Annotated in this window: 12 protein-coding genes; 9 read left to right on the forward strand and 3 right to left on the reverse strand. The window is 72.7% G+C overall.

All coding sequences use genetic code 11. The features are described from left to right. The 6 genes from IEZ12_RS38910 to IEZ12_RS23385 form a co-directional block, all read left to right on the forward strand. A partial coding sequence (locus tag IEZ12_RS38910) for a PfkB family carbohydrate kinase (protein ID WP_229847851.1) occupies positions 1-365 on the forward strand: 365 nt, incomplete at its 5' end. Between the two features lie 98 nt (positions 366-463). Next, positions 464-1183 (forward strand): TSUP family transporter, encoded by a 720-nt coding sequence (locus IEZ12_RS23365; RefSeq protein WP_308431069.1) that lies wholly within the window; start codon positions 464-466, stop codon positions 1181-1183. A gap of 456 nt (positions 1184-1639) precedes the next feature. Then, positions 1640-2650 (forward strand): hypothetical protein, encoded by a 1011-nt coding sequence (locus tag IEZ12_RS23370; RefSeq protein ID WP_189274341.1) that lies wholly within the window; start codon positions 1640-1642, stop codon positions 2648-2650. A 286-nt stretch (positions 2651-2936) separates the two neighbouring features. Then, positions 2937-4001: an LCP family protein gene (locus IEZ12_RS23375; RefSeq protein ID WP_229847853.1), complete on the forward strand. Its 1065-nt coding sequence runs from the start codon at positions 2937-2939 to the stop codon at positions 3999-4001. A gap of 37 nt (positions 4002-4038) precedes the next feature. Next, the gene (locus tag IEZ12_RS23380; RefSeq protein ID WP_189274343.1) at positions 4039-7821 is read left to right on the forward strand and encodes a bifunctional glycosyltransferase/CDP-glycerol:glycerophosphate glycerophosphotransferase; all 3783 of its coding nucleotides are present in this window, start codon (positions 4039-4041) and stop codon (positions 7819-7821) included. Further along, a complete protein-coding gene (locus IEZ12_RS23385) occupies positions 7814-9247 on the forward strand; it encodes a hypothetical protein (RefSeq protein WP_189274345.1) in 1434 nt (477 codons plus the stop codon). Before IEZ12_RS23380 ends, IEZ12_RS23385 begins: the two co-directional genes overlap by 8 nt. 7 nt (positions 9248-9254) lie before the next feature. On the opposite strand, the gene IEZ12_RS23390 is transcribed toward IEZ12_RS23385, so the two are convergent. The 3 genes from IEZ12_RS23390 to IEZ12_RS23400 form a co-directional block, all read right to left on the reverse strand. Further along, a complete protein-coding gene (locus IEZ12_RS23390; RefSeq protein ID WP_189274347.1) occupies positions 9255-10226 on the reverse strand; it encodes an endonuclease/exonuclease/phosphatase family protein in 972 nt (323 codons plus the stop codon). 71 nt (positions 10227-10297) lie between these two features. Beyond that, on the reverse strand, positions 10298-11290 hold the full coding sequence (locus IEZ12_RS23395; protein ID WP_189274349.1) for a YdcF family protein: 993 nt from the start codon (positions 11288-11290) through the stop codon (positions 10298-10300). A gap of 105 nt (positions 11291-11395) precedes the next feature. Continuing rightward, a complete protein-coding gene (locus tag IEZ12_RS23400; protein ID WP_189274351.1) occupies positions 11396-13459 on the reverse strand; it encodes an MDR family MFS transporter in 2064 nt (687 codons plus the stop codon). A gap of 123 nt (positions 13460-13582) precedes the next feature. Between IEZ12_RS23400 and IEZ12_RS23405 the strand changes: the two genes are divergently transcribed. The 3 genes from IEZ12_RS23405 (at position 13583) to IEZ12_RS23415 (ending at position 15817) form a co-directional block, all read left to right on the forward strand. Then, on the forward strand, positions 13583-14110 hold the full coding sequence (locus tag IEZ12_RS23405) for a SigE family RNA polymerase sigma factor (RefSeq protein ID WP_189274353.1): 528 nt from the start codon (positions 13583-13585) through the stop codon (positions 14108-14110). A gap of 38 nt (positions 14111-14148) precedes the next feature. Next, positions 14149-15345 carry a hypothetical protein gene (locus tag IEZ12_RS23410; protein WP_189274355.1) on the forward strand — a complete coding sequence of 399 codons (1197 nt, stop codon included), beginning with the start codon at positions 14149-14151 and terminating at the stop codon, positions 15343-15345. 64 nt (positions 15346-15409) lie between these two features. Continuing rightward, the gene (locus IEZ12_RS23415; RefSeq protein ID WP_189274357.1) at positions 15410-15817 is read left to right on the forward strand and encodes an HIT family protein; all 408 of its coding nucleotides are present in this window, start codon (positions 15410-15412) and stop codon (positions 15815-15817) included. Positions 15818-15863: the final 46 nt, after the last annotated feature.

Consider the following 15863-nt stretch of genomic DNA (forward strand, 5'->3'; position numbering starts at 1 on the left):
CCACCGGCCTGCCCGACCCGCACGACGCCGCCCGGACGCTGCTGCGCCGCGGCGCCGAGTCCGTCCTCGCCTCGCTCGGCCCCGACGGCCTGCTCGCCGTCGACGCCCACGGCGCGTGGCGCTGCGCCCCGCCCGCCGCCGTTGCCGGCAACCCCACCGGCGCGGGCGACTCCGCCGTCGCGGCCCTCGCCGCCGGCCTGTCCGGCAACGCCGGCTGGTCCGCGATCCTCCCCGACGCGGTGGCGCTGTCCGCCGCCACCGTCCTGCACCCCCGGGCCGGCCACTTCGACGACGACGCCTACCGCCGCCTCCGCCACTCCCTCACCGCCGCCCGCCTCGGCGCGGCCTCCCCCTCCGGCTGGTGACTCCCCGTCCCCACCGGCCGGTTGACCGGGGCCGGCGGGCGGGCCGTACGCTGACCACCGTGGCCCACCGGAGACGCCGCTGACGGGAGGTCGGGATCGTGGGCGTTGCGGCGCTGGGAGTGGTGGTACTGGTCGGGGCGACCGTGCAGCGGCTGTCCGGGATGGGGTTCGCGCTGATCGCCGCGCCGGTGCTGGTCCTGGTGCTCGGCCCGGCCGGCGGCGTGGGGCTGGCGAACTGCGCCTCGGGGGTGATCAGCGTGCTCGGGCTGGCCGTCGGCTGGCGCGGGGTCCGGGCCGGACGGATGGTGCCGCTGGTGCTGGCCGCCGCGCTCACCGTGCCGCTCGGCGCCCGGCTGGCGACGGTCGCGCCCGAGGCGGTGCTGCTGGCCGCGATCGGCACGGTGGTGAGCGCGGTGTCCGTGGCGGTGATGCTCGGCGTACGGGCGGCGGCGCTGCGCGGGGTGCCCGGGGCGGTGGTGGCGGGCGCCGCCGGCGGACTGCTGAACGCGGCCGCGGGCGTCGGTGGCCCGCCGGTGTCGCTGTACGCGGCGAACTGCGGCTGGTCGGCCCGCGAATTCCTGCCCAACGCCCAGTTCTTCGGCCTCGCGGTGAACGTCATGTCGCTGAGCGCGAAGGGCCTGCCGGCCCTGTCCACTCCGCAGTGGACGGTCGCGGCCTGCGCCGTCGCGGTCGGCACCGTCGCCGGCCACCTGATGGCCGGCCGCGTCCCGGACCGCCCCGTCCGCCGCCTGGTCCTCGGGCTGGCCCTCGCCGGCGGCCTGCTCACCCTGTTCAGGGGCCTGGCCGCCGGGCTCTGACGCCGGTCCGATTCGCCCGGCGGCGCCGGCTCGCGCACCGGACCGGCCCCGAATCCCGCGCCGGGAACACCCGGGAACAACTCGCTTTCCGGCTGGGCTTTTTGACGGTGCATATCGTCGACTTCCGCCGCAGCGCCCACTCGACCGGCGACAGCCGACGTTCACTCGGACGGCGTATTGGGCGAAATGGTTCGAGCACAATACATTGGATTTCGACGACGCCGACGCGGCGTCCGGCACCGGGCGCATTCGCCGCCCCGACCCGTCAGGACCGATTCACCGACGAATCCGGCGACCTTCCGTACGGCCGCCGACGAGGACCGCCGATTCCAACGGCCGTCCGACGGACTCCTTTCCGGGGAATCGCACCGCCCCGAAGTACACCCCTCCTCTGGGCACGGCCTGCGCAGGCCGCACGGGATGCGCCCCCGGCACACCACTCACTCGGGAGGAACCATGAACGCCGCCGCCAGCTGGGACGACATCCTGGTCCGGGACAACTTCCAGGACATGGGGCAGACGCCCACCGCCGACCCGGTCTGGGAATCCCCGGACATCATCCCCTTCGGCAGCGACATCCTCGACTTCGACCTGCTGGAGTCCAGCTACAACGGGCCCGACCTCGGGCTGCGCCACCCGATCGTGCAGGGGCAGCTCAACCGCATCTACGTCCGCGGGAAGAACCTGCGGACCGGCTGCCCCACCTCCGGCGACGTCAGGCTCTACTTCGCCCCCGGCGGACTGCTGCTGGATCCGCGGGCCTGGACCCCGATCGCCGCGGAGGGCGGCGGCACCAGCGTGCCGTTCACCGTCCGCGGCGGCTCCCGGGAGGTCCCGCCGGGACGGATCTGCGTCAGCCGGTCCGCGTTCCTCTTCCCCAGCGACACGCCTCCGGGCCACTACTGCACGATCACCACCGTGGACACCCCCGCCCACCCCATGTCCGCGACGCTGCCCACCTTCACCTCGCTCGCCGACTACCTCAACTGGGTCAGGTACAACCCCAACGTCGGCTGGCGCAACATCGACGTCATCCCGTGCCGGCGGACCAACTACGTCCTCGCCAACCTGGCCATCTGCAACCTGAACAGCACCCCCACGCGATTCGTCTTCGGAATCTCCGGCACGGACCTGCCCTCCGGCACCGCGACCTTCTCCAACACCGACCAGAAGGCCCCGTTCAGCCTGACCGCACAGATCTACTCGCCCGGCACCGACGAGGGCTACACCCGCTCGGTCCTCCTGCCCGCCAACTACTCCGGCACCGTCACGGTCGTGGTCCAGCTCGACCGGCCCCTCCCGTGCGACGCCCGGATCGTCCTGCGCGCCTACAACCCGGTCACCAACAACGCCGGGGCCCTCGAACGCCGGCTCGCCGTCCCCCTCACCGGCGTCCCCGAACTCGCCGACGCCCTCTTCCTCGAACTCGGCGCCTACACCTTCGTCGCCGCGGACACCGGCTCCTGACCCACCCGACCGAACTCCGCCGAGGCCGGTGCGCCCCGCCAACGGGCACACCGGCCACCGGCCGTCCACCAATCCCGGCTGCCACCGCGCACCCTGACGTCGCATCACCGGCGAGCACCGTCCGTAGCGCAAAAAACGGGCAATGTCACGGAGGGTCACGTGTCGGGCACGAAAAGAGTTGGTATAGGCCCGTGATCAAAAAAGTAAACAGACGATGAAGATCGCATGAGAGCATGACCGCTCCGGGCACGCACCGAGGCCCGTGAACTGGGAGGATGCTCGATCCATGGCGCAGACTGACGGGATGTCGGCCGCACCGGAGGCCGCGCCGGAGCGGAAGGCGAAGCCGCGCCGCAGGGGGCGGCGGATCCTGCTGATCGGTGGCGGCGTGGTGCTCGCGCTGGGTCTGGCCGCCGGTGGCACCGGGTTCTGGATGTACCGGCACCTGGAGGGCAACCTCGACACCGTCGACATCGACAAGGCGCTCGGCGAGGACCGGCCGGCCGTGCTGCCCACCGGTGCGCAGGACATATTGGTGCTCGGGTCGGACTCCCGCAGCGGCGACAACGGCGAGTTGGCGGGTGGCGACGTCGGCGGCACCGCCCGTTCCGACACGGCGATGGTGGTGCACATACCGCAGGGCCGTGCCAACGCCACCGTGGTGAGCATTCCGCGCGACACCATGGTCGCCCGTCCGGCGTGCACCGCCGCCGACGGCAAGCAGGTGGCCGCCTCGCCCCGGGTGATGTTCAACTCGATCTACACCACGGCGGGTCCGGCCTGCGTGGTGAAGACCGTCGAGTCCATGACCGGGCTGCGGATGAGCCACTACGTGGAGATCGACTTCGCCGGGTTCAAGGACCTGGTGGACGCGATGGGCGGGGTGGAGATCACCACCGACGTCGCGATCGACGACAAGTACAGCGGCCTGCACCTGCCGGCCGGCACCCACACCCTGGACGGCGCCCAGGCGCTGGCCTTCGTCCGGACCCGGCACGGCATAGGCGACGGCAGCGACCTCGGACGGATCGGCCTGCAGCAGAAGTTCCTGCTCTCCGTCCTCTCCCAGCTCCAGCGCAAGGGCACCCTGTCCAGCCCGACCAAGGCGTACGGCGTGGCGAACGCGGCCACCAAGGCCCTCACCACCGACACCGACCTGGGCTCGGTCAACGGCCTGCTCGACTTCGCGCAGAGCATGAAGGGCCTGCAGCCCGAGCGGATGAAGACCGTGATGCTCCCGGTGGTCGCCGACCGGATCGACCACAACCGGGTGGTGGCCGACGAGCCCCGCGCGCAGAAGCTCTGGCAGGCGCTGCGCGAGGACAAGCCCGTTCCGGCCACCGCGGGCTGACGGAGGGACGGATCCCGTGGTTGCCAATCGCCCGAGGATGAGCGTCGTCGTGCCGTTCCAGGACGTCGAGACGTACCTCGCCGAGTGCCTGGAGTCCATCGCCCGGCAGTCGTTCCGCGACTTCGAGGTGATCCTGGTGGACGACGGCTCGACCGACGGCTCCACCGGGATCGCCCGGGCGATGTGCGCCCGGGACCCGCGGTTCAAGCTGATCCGGCAGGAGGCGCACGGCCCGGGCCACGCCCGCAACACCGGTCTGCGGGCGCTGCACCCGGAGGCCGAGTTCCTGGTCTTCGCCGACGGCGACGACGTGGTGCCCGAGCACGCCTACGAGACGCTGCTGCGCACCCTGGAGGAGTCCGGCTCGGACTTCGTCTCCGGCAACGTGCAGATGATGAACTCCACCAAGAAGTGGCAGTCCCCGCTGCACAAGGGCCCGATGGCGGCCAACCGCCGGGGCACCCACATCACCCGGTTCGACAAGCTGATCTACGACCGCACGGTGTGGAACAAGCTGTTCCGGCGCAGTTTCTGGGACTACTACTACATCGAGTTCCCCGAGGGCGTCCTCTACGAGGACTCCTGGGTCAACATGTTCGCCCACTTCCGGGCGACCAAGGTCGACACCATCACCGACGTCGTCTACTACTGGCGCCGCCGCGAGGGCAACGCCGCGCCCTCCATCACCCAGCGCCACCACGAGCTCGACAACCTGCGCGACCGGGTCAACGCCGTCCTCACCGTCAGCCGCTTCCTCGGCCGGCACCGCTCCAAGAGCTTCGCCGAGTCCAAGCGCAAGTACGACCTGGCCTGCCTCACCTCCGACCTGATGCTCCATCTGAAGGCGCTGCCCGACGGCGACGAGGAGTACCGGCACTCCTTCGTCACCTGGGCCAACGAGTTCCTGGACGAGGCCGGCGAGGACCTGATCGAGGAACTGCCCGCCGAGGCCCGGGTGAAGTGGCTGCTGGTGCGCCGCCGCAAGCTCCAGGAGCTGCTGGACGTCGTCGAGTTCGAGCGCCGGGGCGGGCCGATGCCGGTCCAGCGCCGCTTCCACCGCTACCTGAAGTACCCGCACCTCGGCGACCGCCGGGTCGGCATCGGCCGCAAGGCGTACCGGCTCGGCAAGGAGCTCTCGCTGCACGGTTCGGTCGGCGAAGTCCGGTGGGACGGCGACCGGTTGGAGTTCTCCGGCAACGCGTACATCCGCTTCGTCAACGTCCACAAGCGGCACATGTCGGTCAAGGCGCTGGCGCTGCGCAACACCAAGCAGGACCGGATGCTGCTGGTCCCCGCCCGCACCGTCTACGCCCCGCAGGCCACCGAGCACTCCAACCAGAACCGCTACTGCTACGACTGGTCGGGCTTCACCGCGGCCTTCGACACCAACCGGCTCAAGCAGAAGGGCCAGTGGGCCGAGGGCACCTGGGACGTCGCCGCCGGCGTGCTCAGCCGCGGCCTGTTCCGCTACCGCGGCCTGGACCGCGGCAGCGTCGGCAGCGCCGCCAACCCGCCGTACCGGTATGTCGACAAGAACACCCGAGTGCTGCCGCTGTTCGTCCAGAACCGGCTCAAGCTCCGGGTCGAGGTGGTCCGCTGCCGGATCACCGGCCACCGGCTGGTCGGCGAGCACCTGGAGCTGCGCGGCGTCCACCTCGGCCCCACCGTCCCGGAGAGCGGCCGGCTGCGCCTGGTCAGCCTCGGCGGCGCCGGCCGCACCCAGGCCCCCGTCCACTTCACCCCCGGCGGTGAGGGCTGGTGCACCTTCACCGTGCGCGTCCCGCTGCGCTCCCTGGTGCCCGCGCACCGCGGCGACGGCGCCGACGGGTCCGTGCCGGAGTCCTGGGACCTGGGCGCCAACGGCTGGAAGACCACCTTCCACGTCGCCGGGCGCAAGATGACGATGTATCCGGTGATGGCCGAGGACACCCCCGACGGCCACCACCGCCTCCCAGCCGGCCTGCAGACCCCGGAGGGCGACCGCGAACTGGTGGTGCACCGCAACGGCGCCGGCTACCTCGTCCTGTTCGAGCGCGCCACCCTCCCGCTGGTCACCCGCCACGTCTGGGAGGAGGACGGCACGCTGGAGATCGTCGGCCGCTACCCGGCCCTGCACCTGGTCCCCGCCGAGCAGCGCCCGCAGGTCCACCTGGTGCTGCGCTCGCGCGCCCAGGGCACCGAGCGCACCGTCCCGCTCGACCTGATCGGCGAGCACTTCCGGGCCCGCTTCGCCCCCGCCCGGATCCGCACCCTGGCCGGCACCGTCCCGCTCTCCGCCGGCCGCTGGGACCTCTACCTGCGCCGCCAGGACCCCGCCCGCACCGCGCCGGCCGACCTGCTGCCCGAGCTGATGCTCAAGCTGGAGCAGGACGCCGTTCCCGGCCTCCCGCAGACCATGGAGGCCGACGGCCGCGGCTACGAGCTCCAGGCCGAGAGCTACGACCGGCTCTCGCTGCAGGTCCACTCCGCGATGCCCGACCACGCCCGCGGCCCCTACCGGCAGAAGTTGCTGCGCACCAAGGCGTACCCCGCCGCCCGCCAGCAGCCGGTCCGGCCGACCGTGCTGTTCGACGCGTTCAAGGGCACCCAGTACTCCGACAGCCCGCGCGCCGTCCACGAGGAACTGGTCCGCCGCCAGGTCCCGCTGGAGCACCTGTGGGTGGTCAAGGACGACCAGGTGGACGTCCCCGACACCGCCCGGGCCGTCCGCATGTGGTCGCCCGAGTGGTACGAGGCGCTCGCCACCAGCCGCTACATCGTCGCCAACAACCACCTGCCGGACTGGTTCCGCAAGCGCCCCGGCCAGGTCGTCGTGCAGACCTGGCACGGCACCCCGCTGAAGAAGATCGGCCACGACATCGAGGCCGTGCACTTCGCCGACAAGCGCTACCTGGAACGCCTGGCCGTCGAGGTCGAGAACTGGGACCTGCTGGTCTCCCCGAACTCCTTCTCCACGCCCATCCTGCGCCGCGCCTTCGCCTTCCCCGGCGAGATCGTCGAGTCCGGCTACCCCCGCAATGACGTGCTGCGCCGCCCGGGCACCGAGCAGCGCGCCGCCGCGATCCGCCGGCGGATCGGCATCCCCGAGGGCAAGCGGGTCGTGCTGTACGCCCCGACCTGGCGCGACGACCAGTACTACGCGCCCGGCCGGTACAAGCTCGACTTCCGGATCGACCTGGACGACGCCCGCGCCCGGCTCGGCGCGGACCACGTGCTGCTGGTCCGCCGCCACCCCAACGTGGTCGACCCGGTCCCCGGCGCGGGCGACGGATTCGTCCACGACGTCTCCGACTACCCCGACATGGCCGACCTGTCGCTGATCACCGACGTGATGATCACCGACTACTCCTCGCTGATGTTCGACTTCGTCAACACCGGCCGGCCGATCCTGTTCTTCACCTACGACCTGGAGCACTACCGCGACACCCTGCGCGGCTTCTACTTCGACTTCGAGACCAGCGCCCCCGGCCCGCTGCTCGCCGACTCGGCCCAGCTGATCACCGCGATCCGGCACGCCGACGCGGTGCGGGAGCGCTACGCCGACCGCTACCGGCGCTTCCGACGCGACTACTGCGACCTCGACGACGGCCGCGCCGCCGCCCGGCTGGCCGACCGCCTGCTGGTCGCGGGCGGCGACCTCGCCGCGCCGGTCGAGCCGCCGGCCGCACCCCGGCACGAGCCGACGGCCCCGGGCGGCTTCGAGGGCGTCCCGTGGCCGCTGCCGGCCCACTTCGCCGGCCCCGACGACCCCGACGGAGCCGCCGCCCGGCTCCGCGACCTGCAGAGCATGCGCAGAGGAACGGAACCCCACCGTGTCTGAGAAGCCCCGCCCCGCCCGCCCCGTCGTCGAAGGCCGGGACGAGAGCGGGCCCGTCCCCGTCGAGTACCGGTTCAGCCACGCCCGCAACGGCACCCGGCACCTGGTCGTGGTGTTCGCGAACTTCTCCGCCCCGCAGGAGTACGGCTTCTCCAACGGGGTGCTCGACCAGGTCCGCGCCAACATCCTGTGGGTCCGCGACCTGTTCGACGGCGGCAACGCCTACTACCTGTGCAAGGACATGGACTTCGGCGTCGAACGCTCGGTCGCCGCGCTGATCGCCGGGTTCGTCCACGCTCTCGGCCTCACCGCCGACCAGGTCACCATGTTCGGCGGCTCCAAGGGCGGCACCGCGGCCCTCCAGTTCGCGCTGCGGCACGGCTACGGCAACGCGCTCGCCGTCGTCCCGCAGTTCCGGATCGGCACCGCGCTGCGCGAACGCCGGCCGGCGGCGGCCGCCCTGATGATGGGGCAGGCGACGCCCGAGAAGGTCGCCGCGCTGGATGCGATCATGCCCGAGCTCGTCGCCGCCACCCCGCACCGGCACACCAACGTCTACCTCGTCACCTCGCCGCAGGACGAGCACTACACCCGCCAGGTCGCGCCCTACGTCGAGCTGTTCCGCGACTACCCGAACTTCAACCTGGTGTTCAACGACTCCCCGCTGATCACCGGCCACGACACCGTCACGGCCCGCACCCTGCCGCCCGTGATGGGCCTGCTCAACCTGCTGGTCGCGGGCATCGCGCCCCGGATCGGCCACGTCCGCATCGGCGGCGAGCAGCCCGGCCGGGACACCTCCGCGATCGACGAGCTGCTCGCCGGCACCGAACGCTTCCCCCGCCCCCGGGTCGACCACCCGGCGCCCGGCGCCACCGTCCCCGGGCACGCCGTCGCCGTCGCCGGGTACGCGCCCGGCGCCGCCCGGGTCAGCATCTGGCTGAGCGGCAAGTACATGGGCTCGGCGCAGACCGACGCCGACGGCCGCTGGGAGCGCCGCTTCAGCCGCCCGTGGGAGGCCGGCGAGTACACCCTGAAGCTGTTCGGCGTCACCGACGACGGCGAGCAGAGCCCTCGCACCCGGCACACCCTCACCGTCACCGAGCCGGCCCCGCCGCTGCCCGCGCCCGTGGTCACCGACCCCGCCGACCAGAGCTACGTGCCCGGCCCCGCCGTCCGGCTGACCGGCCACGCGCCCGGCGCCGACCGGGTCGAACTCGCCATCGGGGAGCACGTGCTCGGCGCCGTCCCCGTCGAGAACGGCCTGTGGACCTGGCAGCCCGCCTGGGAGTGGCGCGGCGGCGGGCACACCGTCGAGGTCCGCGCCGGCGACGCCGACGGCCGTGTCTCGCCGCCCGGCCAGGTCAGCTTCGTGGTGGCCGGCGCGCTCGCCCGGGACGCCAAGCTCCAGCAGCGCTACGGCGGTTGACGCTCCGTCAGAACGCGGCCGCGACGGTGAGCAGCTCCGCCCGGTGGTCGGAGAAGCCGGTGTCCTCCTGGGCGCAGCCGTGCCGGGGCAGCGCGGTGAACAGGTAGTCCAGCTTGAGCCCGTTCTCGTGGGTGGACTCGAAGCCGGTGTGCTGGCGCGGCGTGTTCTGGGCGCACTCCTGGACGGTGTCGAAGTAGGCGGCCGGCCAGATCCAGGCGTCCTTGTTGCGCGGGCCCGGCGGCGAGGAGTTGAAGTCGCCGCCGAACACCGTCCCGGCCGGGCCCGGCGTCCCGGCCGTTCCCGCCGTTCCTGCTTGGAGCAGTGCGGACAGCTGGTCGTCGCGGAGTTCGGCGGCGCGGTCCGAGCGGTCGGTGGGCGGCAGCGAGAGGTGCGCGACGCAGAGCCGCAGGCCGCCGCCGGGCTGGACGGTCGCGGCTGCGGTGGCTGTGGCGGTGGCGCACAGGATGCCGCGGCGCAGGCCGTGCTCGGGCTGGGGTGCGGCGACCGGTGAGACGTCCGTGAGCGGGGCGGCCGCGAGGATGCCGATGCCGGCCTCGCCCCGTCCGCTGCCGCAGTCCACCGGGGTGGCGCCGCCTGCTCCGTCCAGCTGCTGGTACGGCTGGAAGGCGAGCTGCCAGGCGGTGCCGAGCCCGGCCCGGGCCCGGTCCAGGTCGCCCCGGCAGGCCTCCTGCACCAGGATCGCCCGGGCCCCGTGGTCCTTCGCCAGCGAGCGCAGCGCCTTGGCCTTCTGCTCGCCGCCGCCGTACTCGCCGCAGCCCCAGGCCGTCACCCCGCACATGTTCCAGGTCGCCACCGTCACCCGGGGTCCGTCCGGCCCGCCCGCGCCGATCAGCGACTCGGCGCCGTGCCGCACGGCGGGCACCATCCCGAGCAGCAGCGCCGCGGCGGCCGCACCCACGACCACCCGCAGGCGGTGCCGCGGCCGCGGCCCCGGAACACTGGCGTAGTTGGGCGGCACGACTCCCCCGAGCGCTGAACGGTGACGGCGACCAGCATAACTTTGCGCCCGAACCGCTCCGGGCGGCGGCCCTAGGCGGTCACGGAGACCAGCGTGAGCAGGCCGCAGACCGTCAGGTTGATCCACTTGTGGGCGGCGAGCACGGCGACGAACTCGCGGATGGTGGCGCTGGGCCAGAAGTAGGCGGCGGTGGGGGAACCGGCCACCTGGCCGTTGAGGGACTCCTGGCGGGCCAGGAGGGCGGTGCGGAAGGCGTGGAAGTTGTTGGTGACGACGATGCAGCGGTAGTGGGGGTCGGCGGCGGTCATCAGGTCGCGGGAGAAGCGGAGGTTCTCCTCGGTGGTGCGGGAGCGGTCCTCGCGGATGATCCGCTCGCCGGGGAAGCCGCGGTCGATCAGGTGGGCGGCCATCGCGTGGGCTTCGGGGAGCTGTTCGTCGGGCCCCTGGCCGCCGGAGACGATCAGCAGCGGCGGGCGGCCGGTCGCGGCCTGGCGTTCGTACAGCGCGCGGCCGCGGTCGAGGCGGCTGGCCAGCAGCGGCGGGACGCGGGTGCCGCCGAGCAGGCCGGAGCCGAGGACGACGACGTAGTCCACGTCCTGGCGGGGGGTCAGCCGGCCGTAGAGGTAGGCGTAGCCGATGAAGCAGAGGAACAGGAAGGACAGGTAGCAGGAGAGCAGGAAGACGGTGCGGGCGATCACCACCAGCACGGGCGAGTCGGCCTGGGTGGCGGCGAGCAGCAGGGCGACGACCACCAGGATGCCGAGGCCGCACAGCAGCGACAGCAGGTTGGCGAGCCGGCGGCCCTCCTTGCGGAGCATCTTGAAGCCGTTGGCGATCAGCAGGGCGGCGAGCACCAGGGTGGCGAGCGCGGGGGCGAGGACGACCGCGATCAGCACGATCTCGGCGAGCACGGAGTCGACCTGGCCGAGGGTGACGAGCAAGGCGAAGGCCAGGAAGGTGACGGCGAGTCCGAGGTACAGGGCGTTGCTGAAGCGGCGTCGGTCGCGCAGCACGCCGACGGCGGCCAGCAGCAGGAAGAAGATCGCGGGGGCATACAGGAGCATGGGGGCCAGCCTAGAGACAGGCGCGGCCGGGGCGGCCTGACGCCCTGTGAGGTCGGGGCCGCCGATCCGACGGTCCGACGAACGCCGACGTCACATGACGGCGGGTCAGGAGGACGAACCGGCCGGCACGCCGCCCTGCGGGAACCCTTCGGCGAGGTCCTCGGCGATCATGCGCTTGGCGATGGTGTCGGCGGCGGCCCGCAGTTCGGCGCTGCGGGGGCGGCCGATGTCCTGCTCCAGGCGGTGGTTCAGCCACTGGGACCAGGCCCGGCCGATGGCCGCGGCCTCCCGCTCGCCGGCCTCGGTGTGCGCATAGAAACCGCCGTGGGCCTCCAGGAACCCTTCGGCGACCATCCGGTCGAACACCGGCTGGAGCACCTCCGGGGGGACCCGGCGGCGGGCGGCGATCAGGTTGAGGGTGGCGTGGCCGACGCTGCGGGTGAACAGCTCGACCTGCATGACGGCCCAGGCGCCGGCCATGTCGAGCCGGGTGCCGGAGGAGGCGACGACCTGTCGGGCGGTGTCCAGTCCGACGCCGCCGAGGAGTTTGGCGACGGACAGTTCGAGCAGCTTGGCGGAGTCCCCGGAGGACGGCTGGGCGAAGCCCTCGCCCATGTCGGTGCAGGTGGCCCGGGCGGAGTCGCGGAGCTCGACCTGCTTGAGGAAGAGCGCGACCACGAAGCCGAGCAGCGCGACCGGCACCGTCCACAGGAACACGGTGTGCAGCGAGTCGGCGTACGCCTGGATCACCGGCTCGGCCGCGGCCGGCGGGAGGCCCTGAACGCCGTGCGGGCTCTGCGCGGCGCCGGCGATCTGCTCGGGGCTGCTGCCGGTGGCCCGGGCGGCCGCAGCGACGCCGTCGGCCAGGTTGGTCTTCAGCGCGTTCGTGTAGATGGTGCCGAACACGGCGGTGCCGAACGAGGAGCCGAGGGTGCGGAAGAAGGTGACGCCGGAGGTGGCGGTGCCGAGGTCGGCGTAGTCGACGGTGTTCTGCACGGCGATGGTGAGCACCTGCATGCACAGGCCGATGCCGGTGCCGAGCACGAACATGTAGAGGCTGGCCAGCCAGGCGCTGGTGCCGGGGTTCAGCAGCGAGAGCAGGTACAGGCCGAGCGCCATCACCAGCGAGCCGACGATCGGGAAGATCCGGTACTGGCCGGTCTTGGACACCGTGTTGCCGCTGAAGATGGAGGCGATCAGCAGGCCCAGCACCAGCGGCAGGGTGCGCACGCCGGAGACCGTCGCCGAGTCGCCGTCCACATACTGCAGGAAGGTCGGCAGGAAGGTCATCGCGCCGAGCATGGCGAAGCCGACGATGAAGCTGAGCACCGAGCAGACCGTGAACACCTGGTTGCGGAACAGCCGCATCGGCAGCGTCGGTTCGGCGGCGCGGGTCTCCACCCAGCAGAACAGGCCGAGCGCGACCACGCCGCCGACGAACAGGCCGATGATGACGGGCGAGGTCCAGGCGTACTCGTTGCCGCCCCAACTGGTCGCCAGAATCAGGGCGCTGGCCCCGATCGCGACCAGGGCGATGCCCAGGTAGTCGATGACGGGGCGGGCCGCGGAGCGGACCACGGGGATGTTCCGGGCCGCCGCGACGACCACCAGGACGGCGATCGGCACGTTGACGTAGAACGCCCAGCGCCAGGACAGGTGGTCGGTGAACAGCCCGCCGAGCAGCGGGCCGATCACCGTGGCGACGCCGAACACCGCGCCGATCGCGCCCTGGTACTTGCCGCGTTCGCGCAGCGGGATGACGTCGGCGATCAGCGCCATCGAGGTGACCATCAGACCGCCCGCGCCGATGCCCTGGACGGCGCGCCAGGCGATCAGCAGCGTCATGTTGGTGGCGAGGCCGCACAGGAACGAGCCAGTGATGAAGACGATCGCGGAGACCTGGAAGACCACCTTGCGGCCGAACAGGTCGCCGAACTTGCCGACCAGCGCGGTGGTGACGGTCTCCGCGAGCAGGTAGGACGTCACCACCCAGGACATGTGCGCGGCGCCGCCGAGGTCCGCGACGATGGTGGGCAGCGCGGTGCCGACGATGGTCTGGTCGAGGGCGGCCAGCAGCATGCCGAGCACGATGGTGCCGAAGACGACGTTCCGCTGGCGCCGGTCGAGGACGGGCGGGGCCGCCTGGCCGGTCTCGCTGGTGGTGGTCACCACGGTATCGTCACACTTTGTCCCGGACTGTCCGGTTCGACACCCCGTCCAGCCAGCGAACGATCAACTGATGATCCTTCAAAACGGTGCGACAGGACCGCCGTCCCACCGCGTTAGAGGGGCATGGACAGCACGACGACGAGCGGGGCCGGCGGCGGACCCCTGGAGTTCCGGGACTTCGCGGCCGCCCGCAGCCGCCACCTGATACGCACCGCTTACCTGCTGACCGGCGGCGACGCCCACCTCGCCGAGGACCTCGCCCAGGAGGCGCTCGGCAAGCTCTACGGCAGCTGGCGGCGGGTCTGCCGAATGGAGAACCCGGCCGGGTACGCCCGCACCGTCCTGGTCAACACCTTCCTCAGCCACCGGCGACGACGCAGCAGCCGCGAACACGTCACCGACACCTTCGCCGAATCCGCGGCGCCGGCCGTCGACCCGGCCCTGCGCCTCACCCTGCTCCAGGCGCTCGCCGAACTGCCGCAGCAGGACCGCGCGGTGCTCGTCCTGCGCTACTGGGAGGACCTCGGCGTCGAGGAGACCGCCTCCGTCCTGCGGCTCACCCCGAGCGCCGTCCGATCCCGTGCCTCCCGCGCCCTCAGCCGCCTGCGCACCGGCCTCGGCAGCGAGTTCGACGAACTCGCCCGCCCCTGACGTCCCCTCAGCATTTCCCATCACTCCGGAGCCTGCCGATGACTTCCGAAGAGGACTTCGCCCGCGCCCTGCGGGCCTCCGCCGACCACGCCCCCGAACCGCCCACCGAGCTCTTCGCCCTCGCCGCCGAACGCCGCGGCCGCACCCGGGTACGCCGCCGCCGCACCGCCGGCGCCTCGACCCTCGCCCTGGTCGCCGCGGCCGGCTGCGCCCTCACCCTGCTGCCCGACCGCTCCCCCGCGACTCCCGCGCCGGGCACCGCCCCCCTCGGCCGGGCGTCCCTGCCCGCCATCCTGCGCTCGCTGCTGCCCACCGACGGCACCGTCACCGAGCCCCAGGACACCGTTCCCGCCGACCCGACGCTGATGACCCTGCTGGACTACGACGACGGCCACGGCCCGGCGCGGGTGACGGTGTCCCTCAACCGGCTGGCCACCCCGATCGCCGACGCCACCGCCCTCCAGTGCCCCGACACCCTGGCCCAGCCCACCACCACCTGCCAGTCCAGCACCCGCCCCGACGGCTCCCGCCTGGTCACCGCCGTCACGACCCCGCGCTGGGGAGGCGACCGCTACTGGGCGGTGATGTACGCCGCCCCCGACGGCCGGATGGTCTTCGCCGGCGAGAGCACCGACGGCACCCCCGGGCAGCCCGCCCGCGAACAGCCGCCGGTGACGCCGGAACGCCTCCTCGCCATCGCCACCTCCGACGCCTGGCGGCCCGCCTTCGACGCCCTGCCCGCGTCCACCGTGCCACCGGCCCCGCCGGTCGACGCCGCAGCCGTCCTCGCCGCCCTGCGCACCGCGCTGCCCGCCGGCGCCACGCTCGACCCCGGCGCCGAGGCGCAGGACACCCCCGGGCGGGCCCGCGGAACGGTGTCCTTCGCCGGACGCGCCAGCCAACTGACCGTCACCGTCGAACACGGCTGGCAGCGCGGCTTCCCCGACGACCCCGCCACCCGGTTCCGCAACCAGTCGGGCGGCTCGTCGAGCTACCGTCAGAGCCCGGACGGGAGCCGGTACTTCCTCCAGGAGCTCCAGTTCCCGTACCCCGACGTCCCGCAGAGCACCCCCGGCATCCAGTGGATCACCAACGCGCTGCTCCCCGACGACACCATGGTGACCGTCAAGCTGTGGACGTACGGGCCCGAGTACCGGATCACCTCCGAGCCGGGCGCGCTCGACCAGCAGCAGTTGATCGACCTGGCCACCTCCCCCGCCTGGCAGCACGCCTGACGCGACGTCACGTCACGGGGCGCGCCGGATGGGTCCGGCGCGTCCCCGCCGCGATGATGGGGCGATGGACTGCCTGTTCTGCCGCGTCGTCGCCGGCGAGGTCCCGGTGGAGACCGTCCTCGCCGACGACACCGTCCACGCCTTCCTCGACCACCGGCCGCTGTTCCCCGGCCACCTGCTGGTGATCCCGCGACGCCACGTCCCCACCCTCACCGACCTCACCGCCCCCGAGACCGGCCCCTACTTCACCCGCGTCCGCCTGCTGACCGCCGCCGTCGAACGCGGCACGGCCGCGGCCGGCAGCTTCGTCGCCACCAACAACCGCATCAGCCAGTCCGTCCCCCACCTCCACACCCACATCGTCCCCCGCAACCCCAAGGACGGCCTCCGCGGCTTCTTCTGGCCCCGCACCCACTACCGCGACGCGGCCCACGCGGCGGAGACGGCGGCCCTGATCCGCGCCGCCCTCTGACCCCACCCACCCGAGCGCCCCACCGCCGTCCGGAACGAGAGCACAG

This window comes from Kitasatospora griseola (genome assembly GCF_014648555.1).
In the GTDB taxonomy this organism is placed as follows: Bacteria; Actinomycetota; Actinomycetes; order Streptomycetales; family Streptomycetaceae; genus Kitasatospora; species Kitasatospora griseola.